Source organism: Heyndrickxia camelliae, from assembly GCF_002844575.1.
Classification (GTDB): domain Bacteria; phylum Bacillota; class Bacilli; order Bacillales; family Bacillaceae_C; genus Margalitia; species Margalitia camelliae.
In genome coordinates this window covers 355,932-379,253 of sequence record NZ_PIQO01000001.1, presented here as the reverse complement: position 1 = coordinate 379,253, position 23,322 = coordinate 355,932, and the positions used below count along the sequence as shown (strand labels likewise).

General features: G+C 34.7%; 27 protein-coding genes, 3 pseudogenes and 1 riboswitch. Of the genes and pseudogenes, 11 read left to right on the top strand and 19 right to left on the bottom strand.

Translation table 11 applies throughout. The annotated features are described in order from the left end of the window. Positions 1 to 32 precede the first annotated feature (32 nt). The 3 genes from CWO92_RS01900 to CWO92_RS01890 all read right to left on the bottom strand — a co-directional run bounded on the left by CWO92_RS01900 (position 33) and on the right by CWO92_RS01890 (position 2,849). Positions 33 to 812 (bottom strand): Cof-type HAD-IIB family hydrolase, encoded by a 780-nt coding sequence (locus tag CWO92_RS01900; RefSeq protein WP_101352781.1) that lies wholly within the window; start codon positions 810 to 812, stop codon positions 33 to 35. 169 nt (positions 813 to 981) lie between these two features. Next, positions 982 to 1,920 (bottom strand): manganese-dependent inorganic pyrophosphatase, encoded by a 939-nt coding sequence (locus tag CWO92_RS01895; RefSeq protein ID WP_101352479.1) that lies wholly within the window; start codon positions 1,918 to 1,920, stop codon positions 982 to 984. A gap of 119 nt (positions 1,921 to 2,039) precedes the next feature. After that, complete coding sequence (locus tag CWO92_RS01890; protein ID WP_101352478.1) at positions 2,040 to 2,849, bottom strand: YitT family protein; 810 nt, start codon at positions 2,847 to 2,849, stop codon at positions 2,040 to 2,042. Positions 2,850 to 3,019: 170 nt separating this feature from the next. On the opposite strand from CWO92_RS01890, the gene CWO92_RS01885 reads away from it, so the two are divergent. Continuing rightward, positions 3,020 to 3,334 (top strand): hypothetical protein, encoded by a 315-nt coding sequence (locus CWO92_RS01885; RefSeq protein WP_101352477.1) that lies wholly within the window; start codon positions 3,020 to 3,022, stop codon positions 3,332 to 3,334. A 120-nt stretch (positions 3,335 to 3,454) separates the two neighbouring features. Beyond that, entirely contained in the window at positions 3,455 to 4,543 is a 1,089-nt protein-coding gene (gene ytvI, locus CWO92_RS01880; protein WP_158177101.1) for a sporulation integral membrane protein YtvI, read from the top strand. Between the two features lie 268 nt (positions 4,544 to 4,811). On the opposite strand, the gene CWO92_RS01875 is transcribed toward ytvI, so the two are convergent. Further along, entirely contained in the window at positions 4,812 to 5,099 is a 288-nt protein-coding gene (locus CWO92_RS01875; protein ID WP_101352475.1) for a hypothetical protein, read from the bottom strand. Positions 5,100 to 5,114: 15 nt separating this feature from the next. Beyond that, positions 5,115 to 6,395 (bottom strand): ArsB/NhaD family transporter, encoded by a 1,281-nt coding sequence (locus CWO92_RS01870; RefSeq protein WP_101352780.1) that lies wholly within the window; start codon positions 6,393 to 6,395, stop codon positions 5,115 to 5,117. 254 nt (positions 6,396 to 6,649) lie between these two features. Between CWO92_RS01870 and CWO92_RS01865 the strand changes: the two genes are divergently transcribed. The 3 genes from CWO92_RS01865 to CWO92_RS01860 all read left to right on the top strand — a co-directional run bounded on the left by CWO92_RS01865 (position 6,650) and on the right by CWO92_RS01860 (position 8,837). Further along, positions 6,650 to 7,441, top strand: coding sequence for a thermonuclease family protein (locus CWO92_RS01865; protein ID WP_235851546.1), 792 nt, complete (start codon positions 6,650 to 6,652; stop codon positions 7,439 to 7,441). Between the two features lie 129 nt (positions 7,442 to 7,570). Further along, a complete protein-coding gene (locus CWO92_RS25200) occupies positions 7,571 to 7,714 on the top strand; it encodes a hypothetical protein (protein WP_158177104.1) in 144 nt (47 codons plus the stop codon). 193 nt (positions 7,715 to 7,907) lie between these two features. Beyond that, positions 7,908 to 8,837, top strand: coding sequence for a hypothetical protein (locus tag CWO92_RS01860; RefSeq protein WP_101352474.1), 930 nt, complete (start codon positions 7,908 to 7,910; stop codon positions 8,835 to 8,837). Positions 8,838 to 8,964: 127 nt separating this feature from the next. On the opposite strand, the gene ribH is transcribed toward CWO92_RS01860, so the two are convergent. The 6 genes and pseudogenes from ribH to CWO92_RS01830 form a co-directional block, all read right to left on the bottom strand. Next, a complete protein-coding gene (ribH, locus tag CWO92_RS01855) occupies positions 8,965 to 9,435 on the bottom strand; it encodes a 6,7-dimethyl-8-ribityllumazine synthase (RefSeq protein WP_101352778.1) in 471 nt (156 codons plus the stop codon). A gap of 25 nt (positions 9,436 to 9,460) precedes the next feature. Beyond that, positions 9,461 to 10,066: pseudogene (gene ribB / locus CWO92_RS01850) on the bottom strand (3,4-dihydroxy-2-butanone-4-phosphate synthase); the annotation flags it as partial. Between the two features lie 12 nt (positions 10,067 to 10,078). Further along, the gene (ribE, locus tag CWO92_RS01845; protein ID WP_101352473.1) at positions 10,079 to 10,735 is read right to left on the bottom strand and encodes a riboflavin synthase; all 657 of its coding nucleotides are present in this window, start codon (positions 10,733 to 10,735) and stop codon (positions 10,079 to 10,081) included. A gap of 4 nt (positions 10,736 to 10,739) precedes the next feature. Further along, positions 10,740 to 11,830 (bottom strand): annotated as a pseudogene (gene ribD / locus CWO92_RS01840) (bifunctional diaminohydroxyphosphoribosylaminopyrimidine deaminase/5-amino-6-(5-phosphoribosylamino)uracil reductase RibD). A gap of 121 nt (positions 11,831 to 11,951) precedes the next feature. Then, positions 11,952 to 12,097: riboswitch (FMN riboswitch) on the bottom strand. Positions 12,098 to 12,625: 528 nt separating this feature from the next. Beyond that, positions 12,626 to 12,934 carry a cytosolic protein gene (locus CWO92_RS01835; RefSeq protein WP_101352472.1) on the bottom strand — a complete coding sequence of 103 codons (309 nt, stop codon included), beginning with the start codon at positions 12,932 to 12,934 and terminating at the stop codon, positions 12,626 to 12,628. A 234-nt stretch (positions 12,935 to 13,168) separates the two neighbouring features. Beyond that, on the bottom strand, positions 13,169 to 13,375 hold the full coding sequence (locus tag CWO92_RS01830) for a glycine zipper domain-containing protein (RefSeq protein WP_101352471.1): 207 nt from the start codon (positions 13,373 to 13,375) through the stop codon (positions 13,169 to 13,171). Between the two features lie 274 nt (positions 13,376 to 13,649). Here CWO92_RS01830 and CWO92_RS01825 point away from each other — a divergent pair, with 274 nt between their 5' ends. Continuing rightward, on the top strand, positions 13,650 to 14,477 hold the full coding sequence (locus CWO92_RS01825) for an alpha/beta fold hydrolase (protein ID WP_101352470.1): 828 nt from the start codon (positions 13,650 to 13,652) through the stop codon (positions 14,475 to 14,477). A 66-nt stretch (positions 14,478 to 14,543) separates the two neighbouring features. On the opposite strand, the gene CWO92_RS01820 is transcribed toward CWO92_RS01825, so the two are convergent. Beyond that, positions 14,544 to 15,401, bottom strand: coding sequence for an MBL fold metallo-hydrolase (locus CWO92_RS01820; RefSeq protein WP_101352469.1), 858 nt, complete (start codon positions 15,399 to 15,401; stop codon positions 14,544 to 14,546). Positions 15,402 to 15,693: 292 nt separating this feature from the next. On the opposite strand from CWO92_RS01820, the gene CWO92_RS01815 reads away from it, so the two are divergent. The 3 genes from CWO92_RS01815 to CWO92_RS01805 all read left to right on the top strand — a co-directional run bounded on the left by CWO92_RS01815 (position 15,694) and on the right by CWO92_RS01805 (position 16,586). After that, positions 15,694 to 15,915 carry a spore germination protein gene (locus CWO92_RS01815; RefSeq protein ID WP_101352468.1) on the top strand — a complete coding sequence of 74 codons (222 nt, stop codon included), beginning with the start codon at positions 15,694 to 15,696 and terminating at the stop codon, positions 15,913 to 15,915. 170 nt (positions 15,916 to 16,085) lie between these two features. After that, positions 16,086 to 16,307 (top strand): spore germination protein, encoded by a 222-nt coding sequence (locus CWO92_RS01810; RefSeq protein ID WP_133120515.1) that lies wholly within the window; start codon positions 16,086 to 16,088, stop codon positions 16,305 to 16,307. Between the two features lie 57 nt (positions 16,308 to 16,364). Continuing rightward, the gene (locus CWO92_RS01805; RefSeq protein WP_101352466.1) at positions 16,365 to 16,586 is read left to right on the top strand and encodes a spore germination protein; all 222 of its coding nucleotides are present in this window, start codon (positions 16,365 to 16,367) and stop codon (positions 16,584 to 16,586) included. Positions 16,587 to 16,754: 168 nt separating this feature from the next. On the opposite strand, the gene CWO92_RS01800 is transcribed toward CWO92_RS01805, so the two are convergent. Together CWO92_RS01800 and CWO92_RS25910 are read right to left on the bottom strand one after the other, a co-directional pair. After that, on the bottom strand, positions 16,755 to 16,961 hold the full coding sequence (locus CWO92_RS01800; RefSeq protein WP_101352465.1) for a YozQ family protein: 207 nt from the start codon (positions 16,959 to 16,961) through the stop codon (positions 16,755 to 16,757). A gap of 175 nt (positions 16,962 to 17,136) precedes the next feature. Continuing rightward, positions 17,137 to 17,391, bottom strand: a pseudogene (locus CWO92_RS25910) (hypothetical protein); the annotation flags it as partial. Positions 17,392 to 17,749: 358 nt separating this feature from the next. Here CWO92_RS25910 and CWO92_RS01790 point away from each other — a divergent pair. Continuing rightward, positions 17,750 to 17,977, top strand: a complete 228-nt coding sequence (locus CWO92_RS01790; RefSeq protein WP_101352464.1) for a hypothetical protein — start codon at positions 17,750 to 17,752, stop codon at positions 17,975 to 17,977. Between the two features lie 268 nt (positions 17,978 to 18,245). On the opposite strand, the gene CWO92_RS01785 is transcribed toward CWO92_RS01790, so the two are convergent. The 5 genes from CWO92_RS01785 to CWO92_RS01765 all read right to left on the bottom strand — a co-directional run bounded on the left by CWO92_RS01785 (position 18,246) and on the right by CWO92_RS01765 (position 22,150). Beyond that, positions 18,246 to 18,509: a hypothetical protein gene (locus CWO92_RS01785; protein ID WP_133120514.1), complete on the bottom strand. Its 264-nt coding sequence runs from the start codon at positions 18,507 to 18,509 to the stop codon at positions 18,246 to 18,248. Positions 18,510 to 18,859: 350 nt separating this feature from the next. Beyond that, on the bottom strand, positions 18,860 to 19,666 hold the full coding sequence (locus CWO92_RS01780) for a DUF4097 family beta strand repeat-containing protein (protein ID WP_101352462.1): 807 nt from the start codon (positions 19,664 to 19,666) through the stop codon (positions 18,860 to 18,862). After that, on the bottom strand, positions 19,659 to 20,219 hold the full coding sequence (locus tag CWO92_RS01775) for an HAAS signaling domain-containing protein (protein ID WP_101352461.1): 561 nt from the start codon (positions 20,217 to 20,219) through the stop codon (positions 19,659 to 19,661). The genes CWO92_RS01780 and CWO92_RS01775 overlap by 8 nt, the downstream gene beginning before the upstream one ends. Further along, positions 20,212 to 20,535, bottom strand: coding sequence for a PadR family transcriptional regulator (locus tag CWO92_RS01770; RefSeq protein WP_101352460.1), 324 nt, complete (start codon positions 20,533 to 20,535; stop codon positions 20,212 to 20,214). The genes CWO92_RS01775 and CWO92_RS01770 overlap by 8 nt, the downstream gene beginning before the upstream one ends. Before the next feature lie 328 nt (positions 20,536 to 20,863). After that, the gene (locus CWO92_RS01765; protein ID WP_207767780.1) at positions 20,864 to 22,150 is read right to left on the bottom strand and encodes an NCS2 family permease; all 1,287 of its coding nucleotides are present in this window, start codon (positions 22,148 to 22,150) and stop codon (positions 20,864 to 20,866) included. Positions 22,151 to 22,276: 126 nt separating this feature from the next. Between CWO92_RS01765 and CWO92_RS01760 the strand changes: the two genes are divergently transcribed. Continuing rightward, positions 22,277 to 23,161: a LysR family transcriptional regulator gene (locus tag CWO92_RS01760; protein ID WP_101352458.1), complete on the top strand. Its 885-nt coding sequence runs from the start codon at positions 22,277 to 22,279 to the stop codon at positions 23,159 to 23,161. Positions 23,162 to 23,322: the final 161 nt, after the last annotated feature.

The window sequence follows — 23,322 nt, the reverse complement described above, 5'->3', positions numbered from 1 at the left end:
CTGCCCGGTTTCAGTGCCATTGTCTAATGTAATTATAATAGCCCAACCATTTGAAGACCGTAATGAATCCCATTGTCTTCGACCGATTTTGTAACATATTTTGCAACTTTTTGAACTCTTTCTTCTGCATTACCCATCGCTACACTGTTTTTTACCATAGAGAGCATAGCTGTATCATTAAGTCCATCTCCAAATGCATAAACATTTTCTTCAGATAAGCCCAATTCCTTTACTATCTTTTGAATTCCGATGGCTTTGGATCCTCCCTTTGGAACAATATCAACAGAAACAGGATGCCATCTTACAAAATCAAAATCCTTAAATTCCTGTTCATATTGTTTTTCTTCTCCTTCCGGACAAAATAGAAGAGATTGATACAATGCACGTCCTTTATAATATAGTGGATCATGGGCAGGAAAACGGTCTATCTTTAATGTTGCTATGCTTTCTTTAATATATTCATGTTCAGGAACATTTGCTTTCATATCTAGATGGTCCATATAAACAATAGGATGATTGCGATGAAGAGCTGTTTTTGCTAATTTTTCAAGAGATAAGGAATTTAATGGATTGGTATACAACACTTCCCCATTTAATACAACATATTGTCCGTTATAACTAACAAATGTATCAATTCCTAATTCCTTGCGTAATCCTTCAAACATAAAAGGGGCACGTCCAGTTGCAATTGCCACCAAATGTCCCTGTTCTTTCAAATTAAAAATAGCCTCTTTTGTTAAAGGAGGTAGTTTCTTATCATGTGTAAGCAACGTTCCATCTATATCAAAAAAAATCACACTTTGGTTTTTCATGTACATTCCTACTTTCCGTATTAGTATCTGCACCTCTTTTTTGATTGTAAGGGATGAAACGGGTTTCATGTCAAATCCATTTACAAAAATAACAAAAAGCACTTGAATAGCAAATTTTTCAAGTGCTTTTCTAACCATACTAATGAAGTTAATTCCTTTTATATTTCGATTAGAGTTGTAATGATTTTAAAGTATCTGTTAATACTGGAACGATTTGCTTTTTGCGCGAAACTACACCTTTTAAGACCGCTGTGTTGTTTTGAAGTTCCACATTATACGCTTGTTCTACGGCTTTTGCACCACGTCCTAATGCGATAGCAGTGGAATCATTGCTTAAAATATCTGTTACAACAAATAAGAATAAATCTAGTTGTTTTTCTTCTATAACATTAGTCAAAGCACTTTCCACTTCACCTTGACGAGAGAAAACATCATTAATATCAACCGCATTCACCTGCGCGATTTCAACTTTGTAATCGCCCATTTGAAATTCCTTTGCATCTAATGAGATAAGCTGTTCAACTGTTTTATCACTTAAATCTGCACCTGCTTTTAGCATTGCTAATCCGTAAGTTTCAGCATCTACTCCTGCAATTGATGCTAATTCTTTTGCTGCTTCTACATCTTCATCTGTACATGTTGGGGATTTGAATAATAATGAATCAGAAATAATCGCAGAAAGCATTAAACCTGCAATTTCTTTGCGAATTTGCACACCGTTTTCTTTATATAATTTATTTAAGATAGTTGCTGTACATCCAACAGGCTCAGCTCTATAGTATAATGGATCACTTGTTTCAAAGTTTGCAATACGGTGATGATCAATAACTTCAAGAACACGTACATCATTAATGTCATCAGCACTTTGCTGACGCTCATTATGATCTACCAAAATAACGTTTTTTACTTCGCCTGCAACCTTTTGAACGAAACGAGGTGCTTCCACCTTGAAATAATCTAAGGCATATTTTGTTTCACCATTCATTTCTCCAAGTCTTACAGGTTCTACTTCCATTCCAAGCTTAGATTTTAATTCCGCATATGCAATTGCAGAACAAATTGTATCTGTGTCTGGATTTTTGTGTCCGAAAATAAGTACTTTTTCCATTGTTCTTCTCCTTCTATTATATATGTAAAGTTCAATAATAACGCCCACAAACATGTGGACGTTATTTATAGTTTTTATTTTATCACATACTATATCTATTTTACTAAAATGTTCTAAAATTATCCTCTATGGAATAACCCCATGACCTCGGCCGTTTCTGTTATATTAACAAATGCTTCTCTATCTGTTTCATTAATTAATTTTTTTACATCTGTCAACTGATATCGTGTTATTACAGTCATCAGAATCTTACGGTTTTCTCCAGTATATGCACCTTCCCCGTTCAATACCGTTACACCACGATATAAATTCGCCAACAGCTTTTCTTTCATTTCTTCCCCTTTTTTTGTCACAATCATTAATGTCAATTTAATATGTTTGGTATGGATTGTATCAATTACTTTACCGGTTGCATATATAGCCACTAATGTATTGAGGGCAGCATCCCACGTGAAAATAAATCCTGAAATGATCACAATAATCCCATTCATGGCAGTAATAATGGAACCAAGAGGAAAATCCTTTTTCTTTGTTAATAACATCGCAATAATGTCGAATCCACCTGACGAACCAGATGCCCTAAATATCAGACCAATCCCAACACCGGTCAATACCCCTCCTGCTAAAGAAGCAAGCAAAGGCTCTGTGGTAATTTTGATAACGGGAAATACATACAAACCTACTGAAAGGACCACAACAGAAATTATGGTATAGATAATAAATCGTTTCCCCAGTTTAATAAATCCCAAAACTAAAAGCGGAAAATTCAAAAGAAAATTAAAGACACCGGTATTAATTGGTGTTATAAACCCTAGCATAATGGCAATTCCGCTTAATCCGCTACTCAAAATATGGTGTGGAATCAGAAATAAATTGTAGGCAACAGCTACGAGTAATGAACCAATAATAATGGAAAAAATATTGCGCATTACTATTCCCCTCTTATTCTCTATAAAATGTTTTAGTTTATTATAGTAGAGAAATAAAGAATGTTTAAGATAATAGTTTTTTCAGAAATGTTAAGTACTATAATCTTTATTTTAAAATGGCATAATCTCTTATAGACAAGCATAAAAAAAGAGATAAGAGGTGAATATCTTTGAATGCGATAAAATCTAAAAAAACTGCTTTTTTTGTTATTCTTTTTTGCTTAGTATTCATTGCATATCTTTCTACAATTTCTAACAGGGATCTTGATCAGATTACAACGGATGTCCCAGCATTTTCTGGTATTAAAACGACTGATGTTTCATCTCCTACTTTGGAGGAAAAATTGGTGGGAACAGAAGAAATAGAAGGGTATACGGTCGAAACTTATCAAGAATTTGAGATTTATAAAGATAAGGATGGAAATATTAAAAAAGTTGTACCAACATCCAATTTTAATTATCTAAAGTATAAATCAGATGAATAAACTGCTTGACCCATTATGTTTATACATAGTGGTTTTTTTTTGATTTTATTTTATAAAACAAGTAATGGAAAATTGGTAGGTTGCTGTTATACTATTAATATTAAGGAAAGGGGAAGTTGCATGGGTGAGATTGTTTGGTCTTTTATCAAAAGACATTATAAAACGATTATTGATATCGTATTATTAATTGCGGTCATTTGGCTTTCCTTGAAATTTGCGAATTGGATTTTCGGAGTCGCTACTCCAATCGTATTCGGGGCTATTATATATATGTTAATCAAGCCAATGGTAAAATTGCTGGTTGCCATAAAAATAAAGCGAGGAGCAGCAATTGCCATTTCGCTAGTCTTTTATTTAATTCTAGCACTTGCTGTCATCTTTTTCGGAGGAATGATTGCGGTCAATCAAGTCCATAATTTAATTACGAAAATGCCTCATTACATTGACGCATTAAAGAGTAATTTTGGAGGAGAATTTCATCATCTCCAACGCCAATATTTTGACCTTCCATATGGAATACCAGAGAAAGTGAATGAAAAGATTGGTTCCATCGGTCAGAAATTTATGGTCTATTTTTCAAAATTTTTATGGGCACTGGTTGGAACGGTCAATACAAGTATTGTTTTTATCGGAAATTTACTTCTTGGGATTATTCTTGCCTATTTCTTAGGGAAGGATGCTGAAAAAGTAAGAGCAAAATTCAATGATAAAGCCCCAAGCTGGATGAAGGAAGGCTGGGATTTTTTACGAGTTAATGTTATCAGTGGGATTACTAAATATATTACGGCGCAATTAAAATTAATGACCATTACATTCGTGATTATCTTTGTCTCATTGTTAATATTTCATGTAAATAATGCATTTATTATCTCTATATTATCAGCAGTATTTGATATACTGCCGCTTTTGGGAGTTGCCACTATTTTTGTTCCTTGGATTATCTATTTATTTATCGTTGGCAACACAGCTTTAGCAATTAAACTATTAATTGTTTACGGGATTGTCTTCCTTGTAAGACAGCTGTTGGAACCTAAGATTGTCGGAGAATCACTGGGGGTTTCAGCCTTTCTAATGCTGTCATTAATGGTGATTTTTCTCGGTTTGTTTGGATTTTGGGGAATGCTTTTAACGCCAATTCTAACTATCTTATTAAAAGAACTGTATAGTCAGGGCTATTTTAAAAGGTGGATTAGAACAAATAACGAATAAAAAAAGCGCAAGCGCCTTGCTCATCGGTGTATGGATGAGTGAAATTCGGTTTCAAAATTTCACCTTCGGAGTCTTTGACTTATGGTAAGGAGAAGACGGAGAAATCTACTAGCCGATAGGTGCTGTAGCTAGACAAAACTCTACATTAATTAAGCAATTTGTAGGATTAAAATTTTTTACTTCCTTATCTAAAAAAAGACTCAGTTGTTGTGCACCCAAAAGTTAGACCAGCTCTAACCTTTGAGGTGCAGTCCAATTTAGTCTTTTTTTAGTCTATCCATTCCAATTTCTTTACGAGCTGCCATCTAAAAAGTGCGGCTAGTAAAACAGCATAGGAATCATCACGAACAATGATTTGAAACTTTTTATCTTCCAATGTATAAAAAAGAACATCCGTATATACCTTATCTCTTTCAAAGAAATTACGCACCTCATGTAAACGTTTAATAGCAGCATCATTTTTTATTTTAAACGTTAGTTCTATACCATCTTCTCGTTCATGATTTTCATTTATGATAACCACATTTTCATTCATTTCATATCTTATTTTCTCCATTTCAACACCTCCGTGTTAAAGTAAGTATCTTAAATAGATATACGCCATTGAAATTAATATAGAGATCAACATTAGGGGAAACCCAATAAATAAATATTTTACAAAGGTAATCTTATATCCTTCTTTTCCGGCTAGACCTGCAACAACGAGGTTGGCGCTTGCACCAATTAATGTTCCATTTCCGCCAAGACAGGCACCAAGTGATAATGACCACCACAAAGGCTCAAGGTTGTGGATGCCTAAATGACCCATTTGTTGAATAAGTGGAATCATGGTTGCTACAAATGGGATATTATCTATAAATGCTGAGGCTATTGCACTAAGCCAAAGAATTAGAAAGGAACTGGATGTAACATGACCGCCTGTTAACTCAATCGCATAGGAAGCAATTTTTTCAATTACTCCTGTCTCCACTAAGCCTGACACAAGAACGAATAACCCAACAAAGAAGAATATTGTTGTCCATTCTACTTTTCCGAGAGCACTTTCTAAATAACTCTCACCAGAAAGAAGCAATAGGATAAATGCCCCCGCCAACGCAACGGTCGCAGTATCTACGTGAATCCATTCATGTAGGAAGAAACCAATAATGGTTAGTCCCATCATCGTAAGAGATTTAATCATGAGTAGTTTATCTGTGATTTCATCTTTTTCATTAAGGCTCATAATCCTTTTTCGAGTCTCATCTGATGTTTTAAACTCTTTTCGGTAGATTAACATAAGCAAAAGTACCGTTACTACCATTATTATTAAAATGATTGGAGTTAAATTTGTAATAAATCTCATAAAGGTTAGTTCTGGAACTGCACTGCCAATCATAATATTTGGCGGATCTCCAATCATTGTTGCAGTACCACCAATATTTGACATTAATATTTCCGAAATAAGAAAAGGAATTGGTGATATGTTTAATTGTCGAGTAATGCTGAACGTCACTGGAACCATTAGCAAAACGGTTGTAACATTATCCAGAAAAGCAGACCCAATACCGGTAATAAGTGATAAAACAAGCAGAATGGCAATCGGTCTTCCTTTTACTTTTTTTGCAGACCAGATCGCAACAAATTTAAAAACACCCGTTTCACCTGTAATCGAAACCATTACCATCATACCAATCAATAAGCCAATCGTATTAAAATCAATATGTTGCAGCGCAGTTTCCTGTGTAACGATTTTAAAAACAATCATTAATGCCGCGCCTAGCATCGCGATAATGGTGCGGTGTATTTTTTCAGAAATAATAAGACCATATGTTAGCAAAAAAATAATAATTGCTATAATAGCTTCATTCATCAACCCAAAATCATCCCTTTTTATGTATTTCAATTATTATTCCCAATACTTTATTGAAAATAATGGAAGTGAATAAAAAAATGGAGCCTTCATTGACAGACTCCACCTTTTTAAATCAAATATTATTTTATATGAATATATTAACAAACAAAAATATTCCATACAACCCTGCCAGCTTTAGCCTAATTAATTTTTTTGTCTAAACTGCATTTTGTGTATAATAAAACAGTAAATAAAAAAACAGGGAGTTTGAAACAGTGACAACGAAGATGAACTTCATAAGAAAATTCGGATTTCTACTATTATTTATTTTTGTATTATTAGGAGCTTGCTCACAATCGTCAGTACACCAAAATAAAAAACAATCAGATACACCACAAGGATTAGTTGCTGGTACGATCATCAGAACCGTTGATGGCGATACTGTTCACGTTAACATTAATGGTAAAGAAGAAAATATACGTTTACTGCTGATTGATACTCCTGAAACACATAAACCAGGAACACCAGTACAACCATATGGTCCAGAAGCCAGCGACTATGCTAAGAAAGAATTGGCTGTCGGCACGAAAGTAATGGTAGAAGAAGGTGTGAAAGGACATGAGCGCGACAAGTATGGAAGATTACTAGCTTATATCTATTTGCCAAACGGAAAAATGTATAATGAAGAAGTTGTGAAAAAAGGGCTGGCACGTGTTGCCTATATATATGAACCAAATACAATGCATTTAAGTGACTTAAAGAAAGATGAAAGTTATGCAAAGAAACACAAATTAGGTATATGGTCTATTACCGGCTATGTAACCGAAAAAGGATATGACATCAGTAAAGCAACACTAAAATCATCTGGAACTGAATCTAATAAAAATAGCTCTGATACAGCTACTAAATATAATACTGGCTGCAAAGGGCAAATTAAAGGTAATGTAAATAGTAAAATATATCACGTTCCGGGCGGAGAAAACTATGATAGTAAAATGAACCATATCGTCTGGTTTTGTTCAGAAGTGGAAGCACAAAAAGCCGGTTATCGAAAAGCTAAAAGATAAAAAACAAATGCTATCTTGTTTTTCAAGCCTATTTAAAGACATCCATTCATTGGAGGTCTTATTTTCGTTTTCTCATAAATATTCTAAAAAAGGTAATTATATAAATAAAAAGTCGTTTGGAGTGAGATTATGGATTGGATTTTTAAATGGATAACCTATGGCATGTACCTACCTCTTACAGTTATTCCAATTTATGTAGCAATAAAAGGAGCGTTTGAAGAAAAATCATTATTAAAGGAAGCAATGAACACCGTTAAGCAGAAAATGAAATAGCGCTTCGTTGAAGTGCTATTTTATTTTTATTACTTAACCCTTGTTTCGAAGGATTTAAGCGTTACCTCCTGTTTCTTGAATATCTTTTACATATTTTTTTTACAAACTTAAATATTTTACTATTGTTTTGAATAAAGACCTTAAAAGAATTACCATGTTTTGCTAGAATGGATAAGTGAAAGGAGCATTAAATGTGAAAATTTGGATACCCACCATCTTATCCACTATTTTAATATTATCTTTATCTGCTTGTGGGAATTCGTCTGAAGTGTCGATAAAGAAAAATTCTTCTCAGCCTGACACATCCAGCAAAACAGAAAATAGTCCAAAAACCAATCATTTATCCAGAACAGAACAACCTAAATCGTATAATAATAATTCTTATACAAAAGGAGCTCATCCCTCAAATACGGAAACTAATAGTTCCAGCGAAAATAATGGTAGTGAAGAAGCATTCTATGGTCATTGGCAAATAAAAAAAGTAATTGCATATGCCCCTGTTGGAACCTATAGCAGCGACGACATCCATGCTTTAACAGGTAAACAATTAACGCTGGCAAAAGACAAAGCAACATGCTTTGGAGACAAAATTGCAGATATGCATAATACGGTAACTTATCCTGTTTATAAAAAAACAGTTATCAGTAAAAACGATCTCCTATCATCTTATCGAGTTACACATAATCAACTAGGGCTTAATGACGATTCTATTACTAAGGTTGAAGCGACGGGCACGAATGGATTTCACACTATTTTCTTTTTTACTCCAGACAAAAATAGACTTATTTTATATGGAGGTGGCACTTTTTTTCAATTAGACAAGTTTTTGGAACAAAATAATTACATTTCTGCAAAGGAAGGTATCAAAAATCCATCAACAATTCAAGAAACCAAACAAAATAAAGCTGTATCCTTGGTAAAAGATTATATACGAGATAAGAACGAGTTGATAGAAGATAAGAACCATTTTGTGTTATTTGATGGAGTTATGAATAATTACTATATTGTAAGGTATTCCACCCTAATCTCCGGCCATTCCTCTACCAATGGGCGTTATGCGGTAGATATAAATACTGGAAAAATTGTAGATATTTCTGTTAACCCAAGTATAATTAGCAAATAAAATAGATTTGATTCTTTTCCTTTTTTCAAATGTTAATTATTAAAATAGCCACAGCCAATACATATTTCTATTGGCTATGGCTGAATAATTTCTGTAGCTAGGTTTATATCACACCACAGTTTTTTATCTATTGTTCAAAAACTCTGCATAAATTCGCCATTTCAATGGCAGATACTGCGGCATCCCAGCCTTTATTGCCCGCTTTAGTTCCCGCACGTTCGATTGCTTGCTCAATAGAATCCGTTGTAAGAATTCCAAATATAACAGGGATATTAGAAGTTAATGCTGTATTGGAAATTCCCTTTGCCGCTTCATTGCAAACATAGTCAAAATGTGGTGTGGATCCGCGTATAACCGTTCCTAATGTGATAACCGCATCGTACTTTTTCCTATTCGCCATTTTTTGTGCAATGAGTGGAATTTCGAACGCCCCAGGTACCCACGCAACATCTACATTTTCTGCTTCTACACCATGTCTTTTTAAAGCATCTTGTGCACCACCTAATAGCTTACTTGTAATAAATTCATTAAAACGACCTACAACGATTCCGATTTTCAAACCAGTTCCTACTAAGTTTCCTTCAAATAATTGTCCCATTTTCAATTCCTCCAAGATTAAGATTTTCCTGTTTTTTCTTTATATAACGTACCAAATCTTCAATACTGACCATTGAGATTGAAAACTTTTCTGCTATCCTATTAAGCTGTGGAACACGTGCCATTGTCCCATCTTCATTCATTATTTCACAAATGACCCCTGCAGGTTTTGCGCCACAGAGGGTTGCTAAATCCACTGCCGCCTCTGTATGTCCACGTCTCTGTAGCACGCCTCCGTCTCTAGCTATTAATGGAAATACGTGGCCGGGTCTTTTAAAATCAGAAGCTGTCGATTCGTTATTAATGAGTGCTTGTATCGTAGCCGAGCGTTCATACGCAGATATTCCAGTAGTAGAAAGTTTATGATCAACACTTACCGTAAACGCTGTTTCATGTGAATCAGTATTTTTAGACACCATAGGAGATAATTCGAGCCTTTGTGCCATTGCTTTTTTTATTGGCGCACATACAAGTCCCCTTCCATGTGTCACCATGAAATTAATAATCTCAGGTGTGGCTTGTTCAGCTAGCGCGATGAAGTCTCCCTCATTCTCTCTATTTTCATCATCACAAACAATAATAACTTTGCCATTTTTCAAATCTTGAATAGCTTCATCAATAGTATTAAACATGAAAGCATCTCCTTATTTAAATCCGTTCTCTTCCAAAAAGCTTTCTGTAATTCCCGTACTCTTTTGTAGTTCCTCTACTGTGTTCCTATTTAGAAAATGACCTACATATTTACCAAGCATATCGCATTCTATATTTACGACATCTCCTTTTCCCTTCATTCCTAAAATTGTTTCAGAGAGAGTGTGTGGAATTATAGAGAGCGTAAAACTATTTTCGCTAACACCAAAAACCGTTAAGCTTATTCCATCTACTGCCACAGATCCTCGTAAGATAATATATTTTAGTAATTTATCCATCGTTTCAATTTCATAATAAACGGCGTTCTCTACTTTTTTTTTCGCAACAATAGTGCCTGTTCCATCGACATGACCAGTTACAAAATGTCCGCCAAATCTTCCGCCAGCAGCCATTGCCCTCTCTAAATTCACTCTCGATCCCTGTGTAACAGTTGCTAAGCTTGTTGCTTTTACAGTTTCAGGCATAACATCTACCGAAAATGTAGTAGTTGAATAGGTTGTTACAGTTAAGCACACTCCATTAATAGCAATGCTATCTCCTAGATTTATATCATTCATTATTTTGTTTGCAAGAATAGTAAGTACAAATGATTCACCTGTACGCTTTATGGATTGAACAATTCCTACTTCTTCAATAATTCCAGTAAACATATTCTCATGTCACCTCCGTAGGCACTGCAATAATTTTAATGTCATCACCAATTTTGTCTATTTGTGTAAATCGAAGTAAGGGAACTTCATTGATGTGTTTTATTCCCATACCACCAAAAGTAGCAGGAGCTTGATCTCCGCCTATGAGTTTAGGTGCAATATAGGTGATTATCTCTTGAAATGCTTTTTCTTCTAAGAAGCTTCCTTGTATTTTCCCACCTCCTTCAACGAAAATGGAAGTAATATCGTGCTTACCTAAAACTTTAAGCATTTCTTTAATTGAAATAGAGGATTGCTCCATTTTAATAATTTTTACTCCTAGGCTTGTTAAATTATCCGCTTTATCAGGATTTGCACGATTTCCTGTTACGATATAAGTCTTAGCTGATTTATCTGTTACTACATTCGCATCCAAGGGAATCCTTAAGTTTGTATCCAATATGACTCTTATTGGATTTTTTCCTCCGTTTTTTAATCTGGTGGTGAGAAATGGATTATCATGTATAACCGTATTAACCCCCACTAGGATGGCATCATGCATATGACGATATTGATGAACATCCTCTCTTGCTTTCTCACCGGTAATCCATTTACTTTCCCCCATTACGGTGGCAATTTTTCCATCCATACTGATTGCAGTTTTCATTGTGACAAAAGGAAGACCGGTCCTGGTATAATGAAAAAACACTTTGTTAAGTGTGTTTGCTTCGTCCTGAAGTAAGCCAACCTTTACCTGTATTCCTGCCTTTTCTGTTTTTGAATACCATTCCCGCAAACTTTTGGGTTTGGATCAACTGCGGCAACGAAAACTTTTTTCACCCCGGATTGAATGATTAGGTCGGTACAAGGAGGGGTTTTACCATAATGACTGCAAGGCTCCAGGGTTACATAAAGCGTTGCACCCTTCGCCTTCTCACCTGCCATTTGAATTGCATGAACCTCAGCGTGAGGGCCGCCTGCTTTTACATGTATACCAACCCCAACAATCTCATGATTTTTCACAAGTACTGCCCCTACCATCGGATTTGGCGACGTTTGTCCTCTTGTTGCCTTCGCCATATTTAAAGCTAACTTCATGTAGTCGTAGTCATCCATATAAATTCTCCTTTGCAAACATAAAAAGGACCCTTGAATAAAAAATTCAGGGTCCTTTGGTTTAAAGGCAATCTCAAATAAAGGTTAAAAAAGGGTATACGTATCCCTATAAATAACCTATCTTTTCCTTCTCCCATCCAGACTATACTGTCGGTGCTGGATTTACACCAGCTCCACCGTTTAACAAATGTTAACCGGGTCACGGACTTAGAAACTTCTCATTTCATCACCGCCGGTAGGGAATTTCACCCGACCCCGAAGGATAATATATATAATTGTCATAACTATTAATGTCGTTTGATGATGATCACATATACACTTTACATTCAAATTGAAAGTTTGCTTTTTGAAAAACTCTTAAATAAAGCCATTTCTGTTCATCATCTTCCTAATCTTATCTAATAGGATTGCTTTGAATATATCACTAAAAAAATAAAAAGACAAGAATCTAATCTCATGTAGGTAGATATGCCCCCACGGTTTTCTATATAAAATTGACATTTGAAAAGGATGCCTTCCCTAAAAAATAGTATAAAGTAACTTCCAAAGATTCAATTTATACCTTTACTTTCTCTTTTAATGTCGTTACCTATTATACTTAATATGGAGGTCCGTAATATCCAATCCTCTATACTTTTAAAGCAAACTTTTTAAAAATATATATCTATAAAAATCTCATGATAATGGACAGAAATTTTTATAACAAATAAACCATTTTCCTTTTATAACTAATTTACGACATAGAAAAAGGCGAGTAACTGATACTCGCCTTTAATTTATTCGTCCTGTTAGTTATTAATTACTTTCATCATATGGTGGTTCTTGATTTTCATCCGGATCATCATGGGTAGGATGGGAACCAGGAAATTCTCTGGGTAAATCTTGGTGAAAAGATTTGAATTCATAATTAAAGTTGCTATAGGATCTTTGACCTTCTCTCCAAGGTGTAGATTTCCCTTGAACAGGCGTATCAACACCACGTGGAGCACCATACGATCCATCAGGTAAATCTTCTGGGTGAATAAAGTTTTTTCTTGTTTCTACAGTTGAAAAATCTGTATAAGATATTTCTTCCTTATCCGTATTTTTAGATTTCCCTTTCATTCTCCCACATCCTTTTTACTTTATTTTGAGAACCATCCATTATAAAAATATTATTTGTGAACGATCATATATTTATACTTAATCAAAGAATTTGGAAAGAATGAATAGAACAGTATACCATTTGTCTAGTGTTTTTTCAGCGGGTGCTATACATCGAATTAGAGACTTCTAAAAGAAGTCTCTAATTTAACAACTATTATCTTATGATCCATTCATTACTTACATCTAATATTTTTACTTTTCCTCATTATTGGAGCGATTATCTACATCATCCACATTTTCACCAGCTTTGTTCCCCATCGCACCACCTGCGACAGCTCCCGCAACGGTACCAAGCGGACCGAAGACAGATCCAACTGCTGCACCTGCGACAGCACCTGCGCCAGTTCCAACTGCCTCACTTGTATCGATATCATCACGATTTCTTCTTTCTTCCGCCATTTCATATTCACCCCCTTATTAACCTACAAAGGTATTTTGCCCAACTTTGTTGGCTTTAATCGGCTTCCTCATCAGTAAGCTTATTATGTCAAATAACAATGGTCATTCCATCACGTATTAAGGTTAAAAAGAAGAAGCCTTCCTGCAAGTTAATTCCAATAAAGTTACATATTTTATCATAATTCATTATTTCATCGTCTTGTTAAAGGTGTAAAAGTGATTGGTTAAGGGAAAATTAAGGTATATTTTAATAAAATAATTTGGAGGAAACATCATGATGCAGTCTGTTGAATCTGGACATCATTTAATAAATGGGGTTAATATTTATTATGAATTTTATCCTAATCAGAATGCTAAAACTGTAGTATTATTACATGGTTTTTTATCCTCCACTTTCACCTTCCGACATCTTATACCTTTACTAAGCAAGGATTTTCAAATTCTTTCTGTGGATTTACCTCCGTTTGGGAAAAGTGACAAATCCAAGCGGTTTGTTTACTCCTATAAAAATATGGCACAAACGGTCATCCAAATAATAGATCATTTTGGTATAAAAGAACCGGTGTTAATTGGTCATTCAATGGGGGGGCAAGTGGTATTAAATATTCTGCATTTAGTTCCAGATATCGCAAATAAGGTAGTGTTATTATCCAGTTCTTCATATTTAAAACGATCCAAATGGACACTTAGAATGTTCAGCTATATCCCTTTCTCCTCTTTTTTCGTAAAGCGTTGGCTTGCAAGGATTGGTGTAGTCAAAAATCTTCAAGAAACAATTTATAATCATTCAATAATCAATAAAGAAATGGTAGATGGCTATTTACAGCCTTTTTTACAAAACAAAATATTCTCCGCACTGACAAGAATGATTCGTGATTGGGAAGGTGATTTACCTTCTAAAGTATTAAACCAGATTAAAGCAAATTGTCTACTAATTTGGGGCGAGCACGACAAGTCACAGCCACTGCATATTGGAGAGCGATTAAAAGAGGATCTCACCCATTCCAAACTCATTGTCTTAAATGAAACCGGCCATGCCATTCCTGAAGAACGGCCTTACGAAATTTATGAGCATATTAAACGATTTGTCAAAGAAAGTTAAAGGCTGTTGTTAGCGATGTCAGTACAAAAAGCATTTCACCTCTGGAAATGCTTTTTGTAGTTCTATTTAATGTATTTTTTTATCAATGTATTTCCCGTATTCTGGTACAGCAATGCTGTCAAAGTTCTGTACTAATTTTTCTAGACTACTGGCTAATAAATCACCTGTGATTGGTAATCCATGACCGGTAACCGCAACTGAAGGCTTCAGTTTAGCTAATTTTATCACTGATTCTTTTGCAGCTTGCCAATCAGTAGTTAGATATCTTGGCGGTCCACTAATTTCCAGCTCTTGCGTAAATACTTTGTAGAGATATTCTTGTTTGACTGTGATAAATGCGTCACCCGCAATCAGCGTGCCATCTTCTTCCCTAAAAAACGACACATGTCCTGGTGAGTGACCAGGTGTATGTATCCAGCGAAAGCCAGACATATACGGGATACTACCGTCAGATGGAAGTATTTCCACATGATTTCCAATATTGATTGGTTCATTTGGAAAAAGAGGAGATAACTTTGAGACTATCCCTCCCTCTACAGTAGGATCTGGTTCAGGATAACTCCTCTTCCCAGTCAAATAAGGCAGTTCGAGTTCATGTGCGTAGACAGGAACATCCCAATGATCTATCAGCTCTATAATTCCTCCAACATGATCAAAATGTCCATGTGTTAATATGATTGCTTTCGGTCGACTATTTGTTCCAAACCTCTCCTCGGTAACAGCAATAATTTCATCGGCAGAATTCGGCATTCCCGCATCCACTAGTACAAAATCCTTGCTGTTTGGACTTCCTACTAATTGAATGTTTACAATTTGAATCGTATGATTTAGCAAATCCGGTAGCACATTAACACTCACACCGCTACCGATCGAAGTTGCCGGAATAAATTTATAATCACTTCCATAATTCATCTCTTTTTCCATATACTATGTCTCCTTGAGTCATTCAAATATCGGAAATAGTATTCACACTACGGAAAATATTATGTGGTTTTTCTAACGAAACATATTATTATGCAAATCACAGTAATGTTATGAAGCCCATAAATAGAAAATCTTGTTCCATATTCAAAAATGCAAAAAATACTTAAATGGAAATTATAGTTATGACGCATTTTCACAGTGAATACGATATCTAGATTTTAATTATCGCGCCCACCCAACTTTCCATTACTTTGAATAGGATAGATAAAAAAACCAAAGGGGATGGTAGGGTATGCCAGCGTTTATAAGAAATACTCAAATATTAAATATTGGCGGAACAGCGGATGTTAATTTTGGAGATACGGAGTGGCTTTCTCCTAAAATAGTTGTAAAGGATACATTCGGTGCAAACGGAGGAAATATGGCGGGATATAACATAGACAATAATTTAGTGAATATAAATAATGCTGTAAACAAAAGTGTTTTGGACCAGGAAATAAGTAGAAATAATTAGACCCGTTTTAAAGGCTATTCATTTTACCGATATTAAATATTAACCTAATAATCCACATTATCTAATATGTATCTACCTCCTTTCGCCTCTTTCATATTTAGATGGTTTACGCCTATTCTAAATTTATTCAATTGAATAGCATATAAAAAAGCAATAAAGGACTGATATAATTGCCAGCATTCCTAGGTGCAACACAAATAATGAATATCGGTGGTACTGCTAATGTTCATTTTGGGGATTTAGCGTGGCTTTCCCCGAAATCAGCGACAAAAGAAGCTATTGGTGGTAGCGGTGGTACTACTGCGGCATTTAACATTAGTACTAATATTGTAAGTGTAAACAATGCATTAAATACAAGTGTAGTCGATCAAACAAAAACGGCAAATGCGTGATGACATTATTAGATAGCTTTTGAAATAACAAAAAAAATTGGAAAAGGATTGATTCATATGCCTGCATTTTTAGGTACTTTACAAATATTAGATATTGGTGGTACTGCTAATGTTCAATTTGGAGATTTGGCTTGGCTATCTCCAAAATCAACTTTAAAGGAAGCTATTGGTGGCAGCGGTGGTACTACTGCAGCATTTAACATACACACGAATGCTATAAGTATTAATAACGCACTCGATACAAGTGTTGTTGAACAGCCAATAGTAGGGAATGCTTAATCACAAAGTTAATAACACTATATTTACAAAAAGGAAACTCCTCCATTTTAAGATAAGGAGGAGTTTTAATTTTTACCACATTTACAAATCGAATAAAAGCTTCCTTTTCCATCATAAGTTATTTCTTCGGCATGATGTTAATATTCGGGTGAAACACTTCTCTTGAAATTACTCTTGTTGTAGAGGAATATCTTCTCCTTCAACATTTTCCATAACGCCGTCCACTGTACCTTCCATATACACATCACTCACCTGTTCATGAGTCATCGCCAAACCTTTAGATAAGTCCGAATTACTCAGGTAATCACTTGGACTATATGTTTTCCCGGCAATCTGAGTGCTATGATGACCTTGGGTATTTTTGTTTTTGGACATCTTATTTCCTCCAGAATTATTAAAATGTGGATTTGAAGTACACTAATGATTTGATCATTGACGTAAATTAGTATGCATGATTTATTGCTGGAAACAATTATGTTGGTATTGATTATAATTTAATGCAGCTGTTGGAAAGCTATTATTGAAAGTAGATTGATCCCACTTAATTCAGCTGCATTTGATTACACGTATTAATTAATTGCTGACATTGTTGTATAGCCATATCATGACCGCGTAATGACTGTTGGATTGTCTGTAAAGCTTGCTGTTCATGTGAAAGTATTTGTTTTAACATTTGAATATTTTGGTTTTCATTTTCAAGCATTTGCCGATATTGATGGCTGCTTTATTGTGTTTGTTGAATTAATTGCTGAGCAATTTGACAACAACCGTTTAGTTGTTGCATAGTATTGTGGACATTATTCATTTTTTTATCCTCCAAAAAATAGTTTAACTAACCTGGCAAGTGAACATCACATTATAGAGTTCAATTATATTTTGGATATTCCCTTGTAGTTTATCCTTAACAGTAATTTCCCCCTTTTCCAGCTGGTTGGTGCATCCTCTGCAGTATTCCAGAATATACGATACCCCTCTGTTGATAACACAAATTTAAGTTTGTTCAATACAAAGCAATTTTTCTCTTCATTCTTCTTAGGAGCAAATGGTATGAAAAAATACAATTAAATTATTTTAAATGACAAGATTCCTTTTTTTAAAGGTAGACGTAAAATGAAATGGTGATAGCCCATTTTTCATCTATACCTTTACATTGGAGGTAAACAATGAAAGTAGAGAAACTTATTGCGGACGAATTACAATGCATGTTTTTAGAGGGACAGTTACAAGATTTTAAAGAGGATTACATTAATTTTCTTACCAGAAAATTATGGATTGGGGAAATTAGTGTTAATGATCTAATAAAAGAGGAACCTAAAATTAAGGATAAAGTATCAGATGCAGTATCCCGAATTTCATTTTCTAGTATAAAAAGAGACACTATTATAGAATAAGTCGTCTTCTTAATGAGACCATCAATAATTCCCACAAAAAAGAGCTAAAAACCATATAATAATAAGGCTTTTAGCTCTTACGGTATTCTGAATGGGCTCGAACAAGCGACTATGATAGCTTGTGCTTAGTTTTTTTATTAGGCTTTGTTAAAGTTTAATGTTGATTATCTATAGAAAAAAACAGAACTTCCATAAAATTGGAGGTTCTGTTTAGTTTTTTTGTCTTATTGAACGAACCCAGTAGTTCCATAAGACGCAGGACTTCGCATTAATTTGATGGCCCAATTACTTCAAGGCACCTTCCATTATACGCGTCCATCCTAACGGTTAGCTCTTCTCCATTTTTAGCTTTTAACATTACACTTAACTCACTTTGATTAGTGATTTGATAAAAAAAGCTACTCTTTTTATCAATAGAAAATTTCTTTGGTTTAATGTCATCGCATTCATATCCACGGCTTTTATTCCCATTCTTTTTAGTGGAGATTAATAAAACACCAAACTCATAACCCGTGGCTTTCCCAGCTGTCAATATTGCTTTTGGTATGCATATGCAAAACATATAATAAGTAAAATGCTAAAAACTTCTTTCTTTTAATTTTTGCCCTTTAACACGTTTCAAACACCCTATTAGCTGGTTTAATGAAACAGGAAAAGAGCGGCCGCAACTCTTTGATAGTCGATGAGGAAACATTATACAAAAAGGTTTCTTCGAAGGAAAATAGTAATGAAAGCCCGACTCCCGTTGCATAAAAGCTTTATCACACCGTAAACCAGGCTTCCATTATCATAATGCCAAAAATAAAATGTTTGGAACTGCTCTAAAGTAAATCATGGCTACCTTATTCCACATAACAACACAAGCCATACATTACGATAAAATCACTTCTTTAAACTTACATTTATACTTCCATTGTCGGTTGTTAGATGAATAACATGCTCCCCATTGCCAATAACAGCATTATCCTTGTATTTATTAAAAATATTAATTCTTCCATTGTCTACATGCACATCAAATCGTACATTAGTTGGCTCTTTTTCCGTTTCAACATCAATTCTTCCGTTATTAGAGGTTAAATCAATCGGTCGGTCCATATCCTTCGTTACCACTGAAATTTTACCATTGTCCGTTTCCCCTTTAAGTTGACCTTCCACATGGTATAATGACACTCTACCGTTGTTCGTTTTTACATGAACTTTTTTACTCGCAATATTTTTTAATTCCATCATACCATTATCTGTCGTTGCAAAGACATCCGTACTAGTAATCCCTTCTAAATAAACTTTCCCATTATTATTCACGGTGTTAATATATTCATATTGTTTTTCTGGCAAAAACACTTTTAAATGGAGTGTTCGGTCTGTAAATTCAAAATGAAAGAAGTTGGACTGTTTATCTTTTAATTCTATCTTGAGTGTCTTCCCTTCCACATTTGTGTTGAAAATTATATTTGTATTTTTTGCTTTTTTTCCCGACAGTTCTACTTTTGCTGCCTTATCTGTCGTAGGGAGTATCTCAACCCGAGTGTTATCGGAAATTACCTTTACGATAGAAAATTCTTTCTTTATCACTTTATCCTTAGATATTGTTTCTGTTTGATTCATGTAACGGAATGTTAAGAGGCTCCCTACTACCCCAACAATCACTAATCCTAGTGCAATGAACAATATTCCTTTTATCTTATTCATGCTTCAAACCCCCTCTAACAAGTGAGACATTGAATTTCAAATAACGAATGAAACCTTTTGTAAACACTTTTGTAACAAAAAACATACCTAAGCCAAGCAATATCCCAAGACCGCATAATCCAATGGATACAAACAAATTAAAGAACTCGAAAGTGCCCGGGTGAACGAGAAAATCAAATATCACAAGCAGCGGTGCCAGTGTAAATCCTAAGCTAGCCACCCAAAGAGTGAATATGACCCCAACTATTGCTATGAAAGGTCCCAAGACAATTATTAAATTGAAGAAGCCTAATCCAATCACAGCCCAAATCGCCCGTATAATATTACCTGCTGTAAAGGACTGTTCCACCCTTTCAATATGGTAGGATGCCAATAATTCCTTTGCTATTGAATTTGGTGAACCAAGCCTTTCAGCAATCTCTGCTTCCGTCTTTCCTTCTTCCAAACCAATTACAAAATGTTCTTGATAGTCCTGCAATATATCCTGACGCTCATTTAAAGACAATCCTCTTAAAGCTTCATTCAATTTATTTAAAAATTCGTCTTTAGTCACTGTTAACACCCTCTTTTATTAATTGATTTACAGCATTTGAAAATTCTCGCCATTCATTCACAAGATCGTTCAAATACTCTCTCCCTTTCTCTGTTAACTTATAATACTTACGCGATGGTCCTTCCGTTGATTCCTTTAAATATGTGGTGAAATATTCTTCCTTTGTCAACCTTCTTAAGAGCGGATAGACAGACCCTTCTGATATTTCAATTCGATCGGAAATTTTCTGTACTAGCTCATACCCGTACCGATCTCGTTTATCCAACAAGACCAACACACACAGCTCTAAAACTCCTTTTTTAAATTGTACATTCAATTTTTTAGCCACCTTATTATTATTTAGTACTACACAGTAAACAGTACCAACCTTTAATTAATACTATGTAAAATAATATATCACTTAGTATTATTTATTGCAAGGTAGTGTATAAAAAAAATTATAAATGGGCTAAGAGGAAAACTTTTTTTTGTAATTTGGGGGTAGATTCTGCTTATATTCCATAAAAGGGGACACAACGTTATTAGCTGTGCCCCTTTTTATTCATCAATAAATAGCAAACGTTAAACTTGCCGCTGTTTTGCATTTGTATTTTTATAAAAAAGATTGATCAATTAAAACAAAGTTCGATTATTTAGAGTTTCATTTAAAATACGTACTGAATAACAATATTGCTTAAAAACAGAACGGCAATCATATATAGTGCGGGGTGTATTTCCTTTCCCTTTCCCATAAAGAGCTTTATCAGTGGATATAGAATAAAGCCGACTGCCATACCATCGGCAATGCTATAAGTTAGTGGAATTAATACAATAATTAAAAGTGCTGGAAAGCTCTCTGTAAAGTCGTCCGTTGAGATATGAACAATATTTTGCAACATTAGAAGCCCTATTAATATTAGAATTGGCGAAACCGCACTTGCCGGAACTATTTTAATAACTGGTATAAACAGGATAGAAATAAGAAACATAAATCCAGTAACAATGCTCGTTAACCCTGTCCTTCCACCAGCTGTAATTCCTGCAGCTGCTTCAACTGATGCTACAGTTGGACTCGAACCCAAAATTCCAGAAGTAAGAACGGAAACAGCAGTAGCCTGAAGAGATCTCTTGCTGCTTTCCGTTCGATTTAGCATTTTACTATGCCCATGTATCAATCCGATATTTTCAAACACAATTACCATCGTGAAAGAGAGGGATGTCAGCCAAAAAATAATGTTTCCTGCTTGTCCCCACGATATTTGACCAAACACTCCAAGGTATTCATGAAAAGATGGCATGGAAAAGGATCCCTTTTCAAAAGTAGCTCCTCCTTGCCAAATTGTTAAACATGTCGTAATGATTATGCTTAATAATAGGTTTCCTGGGACCTTTTTTATAAATAATAAAATGGTAATAATTAAACCAATAAATGTTATGATTACTGTGGGATTACTTAAATCCCCAATTGCAAGAAGCGTGTGATCAGAACTTGTAATAATACCAGCATTTTCAAAACCAATTAAAATCAGCAGTATTCCAATTCCAATAGTAATAGCTTCTTTTAAAGAATTAGGAATAGAGGAAGTAATCACGTTTGCCAACGGTGTAAAGGCAATAACAACAAATATCAGTCCAGAAACTAAAACCATTGCCAACGCTTCCTGCCACGAAAATCCTCCAGATTGAACAATTGTATAGGTGAACATCGCATTAAGTCCCATTCCAGGAATAATTAGAAGCGGGGTATTGCTCCAGATACCCATAACTAAACATCCAATAAAGCTGGTTAAAATAGTTGCAATGATACCTGCCTCCATCGGGATTCCTGCTATAGCTAAAATCGTCGCATTAACTATAATGATATAGGCAACTGTTATATAGGAAATAAAACCAGCAGAAATTTCTTTTCCAATCGTCGTATCATAAAGATTGAATTTAAAAAAACGCTCCAGATTAATCACCTTCCTACTGTGAATATCAAATGAATATGAAAGTAATCATAACATGGACTTAATCATTCAAAAAATATATATTTTAAATGGAAACTATATATTTTTCGAATACAAGGAGAAATCTTTATGGATATAAAGCAATTACGGTATTTTATAGCAATCGCTGAGGAAAAGAATATAACAGCTGCTGCCACTAGGCTGCATATGTCACAGCCACCTCTAAGCATGCAGTTAAAACAAATAGAAAATGAGCTTGGTGTTAAATTGTTTGAACGAAGTGGTAAGAGTATGGAATTAACGGATAAAGGCAACGTACTCTACCAAAGAGCATTACAATTGGTGAACAGTGTAGAAGAAATAAAAAATGAATTACGGGAAACGGACGAAGGAAAAAGAGGTGTAATTGCAGTAGGGATTAACACCTTATCTCTTTCAGGTTTTTCAGAAGTACTCCAATCCTTCCACAAAAAGTATCCATTTGTTTCGTTAAAAATTGTGCAAAATGACTCTTTTTATTTAGCAGAAATGATAAAAACAAGGGCTATTGAAATAGCATTTGTACGCCTTCCACTGGAGCAGCGTGGACTAACTTACCATCATCTAATAAACGAGCCATTTTTTTTCGTAACAAATAAAGAAATTCATACTATTTCATTAGAGGAGATTTCCCATACCCCGCTTATCATTCCAAGTACAGAGGGTTTGGGTATATATAGTACGATTCTTGAGGCATTTACAAGGCAAAACCTCCAACTAAACAAAATGGCTGAGTGCTCCGATATGCATACATTAATGGAATTAGTTAATGGGGGAGTAGGAGCAACGATTGTTCCAAAATCTGTTTTAGATGTCTATAGGGACAAAGTTCTTTACTCCATAAAGATAAATAACGCTGATCTTATGTCTTCTTTAGGAGTCATTTGGCTTGAAAATCACTATGTCTCTACACCTGCCAAAAACCTTATAGAACTAATAAAGGAATACAATAGAAGTTCCCAAAAATATGATTAAATAATAAGACCGAGAGGCATCCTCAAGTAGTAACTAAAAAAACCGATTTTAGTCAACCGGCAAAGAACACTGGACATTAGCAAACAACTCCGTTATGGCATTGTTTGAGAGTCTATAATTAATAGATCACATAATTTTTAGTGCGCAGTTCTGCGAAAGCG

Bases quoted from the DNA above. Each gene is read 5' to 3' on its own strand.
- CWO92_RS01900 (WP_101352781.1), bottom strand. From the start codon at position 812: ATGAAAAACCAAAGTGTGATTTTTTTTGATATAGATGGAACGTTGCTT.
- CWO92_RS01895 (WP_101352479.1), bottom strand. From the start codon at position 1,920: ATGGAAAAAGTACTTATTTTCGGACACAAAAATCCAGACACAGATACA.
- CWO92_RS01890 (WP_101352478.1), bottom strand. From the start codon at position 2,849: ATGCGCAATATTTTTTCCATTATTATTGGTTCATTACTCGTAGCTGTT.
- ytvI (WP_158177101.1), top strand. From the start codon at position 3,455: ATGGGTGAGATTGTTTGGTCTTTTATCAAAAGACATTATAAAACGATT.
- CWO92_RS01875 (WP_101352475.1), bottom strand. From the start codon at position 5,099: ATGGAGAAAATAAGATATGAAATGAATGAAAATGTGGTTATCATAAAT.
- CWO92_RS25200 (WP_158177104.1), top strand. From the start codon at position 7,571: ATGGATTGGATTTTTAAATGGATAACCTATGGCATGTACCTACCTCTT.
- ribH (WP_101352778.1), bottom strand. From the start codon at position 9,435: ATGGGACAATTATTTGAAGGAAACTTAGTAGGAACTGGTTTGAAAATC.
- ribE (WP_101352473.1), bottom strand. From the start codon at position 10,735: ATGTTTACTGGAATTATTGAAGAAGTAGGAATTGTTCAATCCATAAAG.
- CWO92_RS01835 (WP_101352472.1), bottom strand. From the start codon at position 12,934: ATGAAAGGGAAATCTAAAAATACGGATAAGGAAGAAATATCTTATACA.
- CWO92_RS01830 (WP_101352471.1), bottom strand. From the start codon at position 13,375: ATGGCGGAAGAAAGAAGAAATCGTGATGATATCGATACAAGTGAGGCA.
- CWO92_RS01825 (WP_101352470.1), top strand. From the start codon at position 13,650: ATGATGCAGTCTGTTGAATCTGGACATCATTTAATAAATGGGGTTAAT.
- CWO92_RS01820 (WP_101352469.1), bottom strand. From the start codon at position 15,401: ATGGAAAAAGAGATGAATTATGGAAGTGATTATAAATTTATTCCGGCA.
- CWO92_RS01815 (WP_101352468.1), top strand. From the start codon at position 15,694: ATGCCAGCGTTTATAAGAAATACTCAAATATTAAATATTGGCGGAACA.
- CWO92_RS01805 (WP_101352466.1), top strand. From the start codon at position 16,365: ATGCCTGCATTTTTAGGTACTTTACAAATATTAGATATTGGTGGTACT.
- CWO92_RS01800 (WP_101352465.1), bottom strand. From the start codon at position 16,961: ATGTCCAAAAACAAAAATACCCAAGGTCATCATAGCACTCAGATTGCC.
- CWO92_RS01790 (WP_101352464.1), top strand. From the start codon at position 17,750: ATGAAAGTAGAGAAACTTATTGCGGACGAATTACAATGCATGTTTTTA.
- CWO92_RS01780 (WP_101352462.1), bottom strand. From the start codon at position 19,666: ATGAATAAGATAAAAGGAATATTGTTCATTGCACTAGGATTAGTGATT.
- CWO92_RS01760 (WP_101352458.1), top strand. From the start codon at position 22,277: ATGGATATAAAGCAATTACGGTATTTTATAGCAATCGCTGAGGAAAAG.